Source organism: Trichocoleus sp. FACHB-90 (assembly GCF_014695505.1).
In the GTDB taxonomy this organism is placed as follows: Bacteria; Cyanobacteriota; Cyanobacteriia; order Cyanobacteriales; family FACHB-T130; genus Funiculus; species Funiculus sociatus.
The window spans coordinates 1-3,983 of the sequence record NZ_JACJOK010000037.1 but is presented as its reverse complement, the minus strand read 5'-3'; the positions used below and the strand labels follow the sequence as shown (position 1 = coordinate 3,983).

Here is a 3,983-nt window from a genome sequence, read left to right as displayed (position 1 = left end):
AGTTGGGATCTTTGAGCGCGTTCTGCGTCTAACCACCGTTGTTTTTCTCTTTCGCACTGCTGTCGCCACTCTTCTCGCTGCTGTTGGGATGCGGCTTCGACTTCGGCTTTTTGAGCCCACATTCCGAAGCCTAGTTTGTCCTCGCCCCGGAATATGTAATCGGGTGGGTTAGCAACGCTATCGCGGCAGTGGATGAGGTTTGCGCTTTGGCGGCAATCTTTACGAGTACCGTTACAAACCGGGCAATTTCCTTTGAGAGGTGTAAATCCTTGTCTCATGACGCTACCCCCCGGAAGATTGCAGGTTGGTCGCAAATCTCCTCAAGCAGATTTAGTAAGCAAGCCCTGCCAGCTGGTTCTCGACTCTTTAGGTCAACCGTCCAATGCCAGCACTGGAAAACATTCCGAATGATTTCGCATTCCTGCTGGGTGAACGGTTCTGGAATCTGCAATCCAGACTCAAAATGAATTAACAAAAATCTTTGATCGTCGCCTACGGTCAGGTTGGGCGCTACACGTTCCACCTTCAGCGCTGCTTGGGTTGGTTTTACTGGTGGTACTAGCAGCGACAACTTACTTTTGATGCACTGTGCCGCCGAAGTTTCTAAGACTTCCTGGCTCTTTGATGGGGCTGATGGACTCAAAGGCGATCGCTCGAATGTGGAGGGCGGCGATTGCCTTTCATCTGAAGCTACTGTAGCTGGGTCGGAATTCTGAAGGAATAATCCTGAATAATCCCCAGTAAGTCGAGCGGGATTGTGAGGTAACGGTACACAAGAAAAGTTTTGCCTAAAAAATCTGTCCGACATATCATTAAAGAATGTCCCATCAACCCGTTATTCATGGGAATGGGTCTTGCTAGTCCACTGCAATCGGTTCTAGTCGCCAAACTTTCTGCCGTTGCGTGGGTGGATAATAATGAACGCCAGTAGCTTAAGCTACTGGCGTTTTGCTGTTGTGGCTCAATGAATCCACGGGGTATAAATAATTGTCAAAAGCAGTACGAACAATTTCTGAATTGCAGGCATCTAGATTATAAGTTGCATGCCGCAATAGATTAAATTGTTGAATCTGTATCATTTGCGCTAATCGAATTGATGGATTTTGTCCCATCCGAGTTCTCCTGTTCGAGTTTTCGCTCCTCAGCTAATTATAGTAGGTAAAGTTTCCCCCGATCATCTACCACTTCCGTTATAGGGAATTTTGTAAAAATCCCTTTAGTTATAAGCGCTCGCTCAACTTATTAGTAAATGTGTAGCGAGTGTACTTAAAAAAATGTAACAATTATGATACTTGTATAATACTTATTACGTAACACTTATAGTCACTACAGTTAAGTCTGTTACCAAATTAAAGTTAATTCGGTTACGAAAAAAGTGACCGGCTAATTATCGAGCAACATCAGATTGACAGAGAAATCCTAGAGACAACTCTTGTGTTGGCAAGTCGCAAGACGACTCAAGGATTGTCTAAGGAGCAACAAACCAAAGGGAGCTTGATGAGCGCGGTATACCGCGCTCCGCTGAGTATTTACAGTTGAAAAATTTCCTCTAGTGCTGGTTCTAGGCTATTAGTTCTGAGCGATCACGTTGCCAAAGCAACTGGTCTTACAACTCTTAGATTGTCTAAGAAGCAACAAACCAAAGGGAGCTTGATGAGCGCGGTATACCGCGCTCCGCTGAGTATTTACAGTTGAAAAATTTCCTCTCGTGCTGATTCCAGGCTATTAGCTCCCGGCGATCGCGTTGCCAAAGCAAGCCGTAAAACGACTCGTGTATTGTCTAAGGAGCTAACCAAACTACCGAGAGCTCAGCGGAGCGCGGTATACCGCGCTCCGCCGAGTATTTACAGTTGAAAAATTCCCGGTAGTGCTGACTACTCTCCCTTCAACAGTCCTGGCTACAACCCAACCCAGGAGTTGAACCTACTCAACAACTCCTCAAATAAGGGCTCCCCAAAACTCATCAACCGCAGCGAAGGCATTTCATCAAATACTTCTGGAAAAAAAGTAACGCCGTAGTTCTGCCCTTTGTAAGTAAGCTGCCAGGTGCGATCGCTCTTGCTTTCAAACAATGCACCACAAGACCTTAAAATTGCTGAAGCAGTAAATAGCTGCTCAATCATTTCTGGTGTAACAGGCGTCGAGGGAATTGACTTGCGGATGTCTTCCAAATCAGCCTCCACGTCCATTACGACCATCTCTTCTAAAGCCGGACCTAGAGGTGGAGTACAGAGTAGCTGCTCAAATTTGGACATCAGAACGTCCTCTTCTTGGGGGTCAACACTCATCGCCGCTTGCTTGATAAACGTGGGAACTTGAGCCAGAATCGGTTGCAGGTTTCCGACAACGGTGGCAAAGGCATTGATGCGATCACGCAATTTTGTACAGTGACTTTATTAATTGTCGTGGAGACATATTAGTGCCGTTAAAGCAGCAAAGCTAGACTTAGCTGCTTTTGGGCTCGGAGCCAGGGTACGCAATTCTTTGGAAATGGTTTTGCAGCCATTGCGGGTGCCCGAACCCGCTTCTAACGTGCAACGGCAAGATCATGGTTATTCCGGCAGGCTCATTGGATACAGTACCGCCTATCACTCTGACGGATCACATCTTCTGGGCATCCAGAGCGTCGTCGGGTTGTGCTAGCGGCGGGCTTCCAACCCACGCCGAGTATCCAGAGTCATGGTAGAGATAGAGCAAGAACGTGCCTAACAAGGTACTCCAGCCGTCCGCTGAGCTTGGGCGTTAGATCGCTATGTATGCGACATGAACTACAGGTTGTAATTCAAAATAAAAGCTAATCATTGGAGGTTCTAATTGGAACTTCTAGAGATTGCAGGTATGACCAATGCTTGGAGAGCGAAGTGTGACTTCTAGATTCACAGTTTGAAATCTAATTTCGCGATCGCGTTGTATCCTGCAACTTAATGCGATCGCTCAATCGAGCCATGTTTGGTTCCACGTTATCTACTAAGCCATAAGTAAGGAGGTGACAAGCTCAACTCAATCTACAGCGAAGGGCGATCGCACTCGTTCCTGCTTTGCCGTGCATGCTCCGATGTGGCTCTGCCTCCAGCGAGCGGCAAAACCACATGAAAAGATCAGAGTTATTGGAAAACACAGAGGCTCCAAAAGATTTGTGACAAAGGATTTTGAGCTTTTGGCTAAGATGCAGAGATAATGCATTTTTGAGAGTTGGGAGCTGTCAACTTTGTACGGACCAGATCCAAAAAATAAACATCCAATGCAGGGTTTTCCGCAAGTTTGCTTCATTCAGAACACGGTGTCAAATCCTAATATCATCATTGGAGATTACACATACTACGACGATCCAGAAAATTCCGAAGATTTTGAGCGGAATGTCTTGTACCATTTTCCATTTGATGGCGATCGCTTAGTCATTGGAAAATTTTGTGCTTTAGCGAGGGGCATAAAATTCATCATGAACGGTGCAAATCACAAGTTGGATGGGTTTTCGACCTATCCATTTTTTGGTTTCAAAAATGGTTGGGAAAAAGTATTCCCTCAACCAGGGGAACTGCCCTATAAAGGCGATACGGTTGTGGGTAATGACGTATGGATTGGCTATGAAGCGGTCATTATGCCAGGAGTACAGGTGGGAGATGGAGCTATCATTGCTGCAAAATCAGTAGTCGTAGGTGATGTTGCACCTTATACAATTGTCGGTGGAAATCCAGCCAAGTTGATCCGCCAGCGCTTTAGTGATGAAGTCATCCGAGCATTACTTGAAGTTGCTTGGTGGAATTGGGACATTCAAAAGATTACAGGCAATTTGGAGAAGATTGTAGCGGCAGACATTGAAGCGCTGATGAATTGTGAGTAGCAGCGCCGTAGAACTCCCCGTTCGCTCATGCTATCCATTACCCGCATCTTTCTTAACAATCAGACAAAATACTTAAAATAATGCTCAAAGGCATAACAGGTATAGTTTTGAGAGAAGAACCTAGTAGCGGGTGATGGTTTCA

The 3,983-nt window shown here is 45.8% G+C and carries 5 protein-coding genes; 2 read left to right on the top strand and 3 right to left on the bottom strand.

Annotated elements, in window-relative coordinates; translation table 11 throughout:
- The 3 genes from H6F74_RS11020 to H6F74_RS11010 all read right to left on the bottom strand — a co-directional run.
- Nucleotides 1–278 (bottom strand): hypothetical protein (locus H6F74_RS11020; protein WP_190440616.1); only part of this gene is annotated, 278 nt, incomplete at its 3' end.
- Nucleotides 275–808 carry a hypothetical protein gene (locus H6F74_RS11015; RefSeq protein WP_190440615.1) on the bottom strand — a complete coding sequence of 178 codons (534 nt, stop codon included), beginning with the start codon at nucleotides 806–808 and terminating at the stop codon, nucleotides 275–277. The genes H6F74_RS11015 and H6F74_RS11020, both read right to left, overlap by 4 nt.
- Before the next feature lie 1,090 nt (nucleotides 809–1,898).
- Nucleotides 1,899–2,378, bottom strand: coding sequence for a hypothetical protein (locus tag H6F74_RS11010; protein ID WP_199301093.1), 480 nt, complete (start codon nucleotides 2,376–2,378; stop codon nucleotides 1,899–1,901).
- Between the two features lie 170 nt (nucleotides 2,379–2,548).
- Between H6F74_RS11010 and H6F74_RS30990 the strand changes: the two genes are divergently transcribed.
- Nucleotides 2,549–2,686, top strand: a complete 138-nt coding sequence (locus tag H6F74_RS30990) for a hypothetical protein (protein WP_347269503.1) — start codon at nucleotides 2,549–2,551, stop codon at nucleotides 2,684–2,686.
- A 522-nt stretch (nucleotides 2,687–3,208) separates the two neighbouring features.
- Nucleotides 3,209–3,841: a Vat family streptogramin A O-acetyltransferase gene (locus tag H6F74_RS11000; protein ID WP_190440613.1), complete on the top strand. Its 633-nt coding sequence runs from the start codon at nucleotides 3,209–3,211 to the stop codon at nucleotides 3,839–3,841.
- Nucleotides 3,842–3,983: the final 142 nt, after the last annotated feature.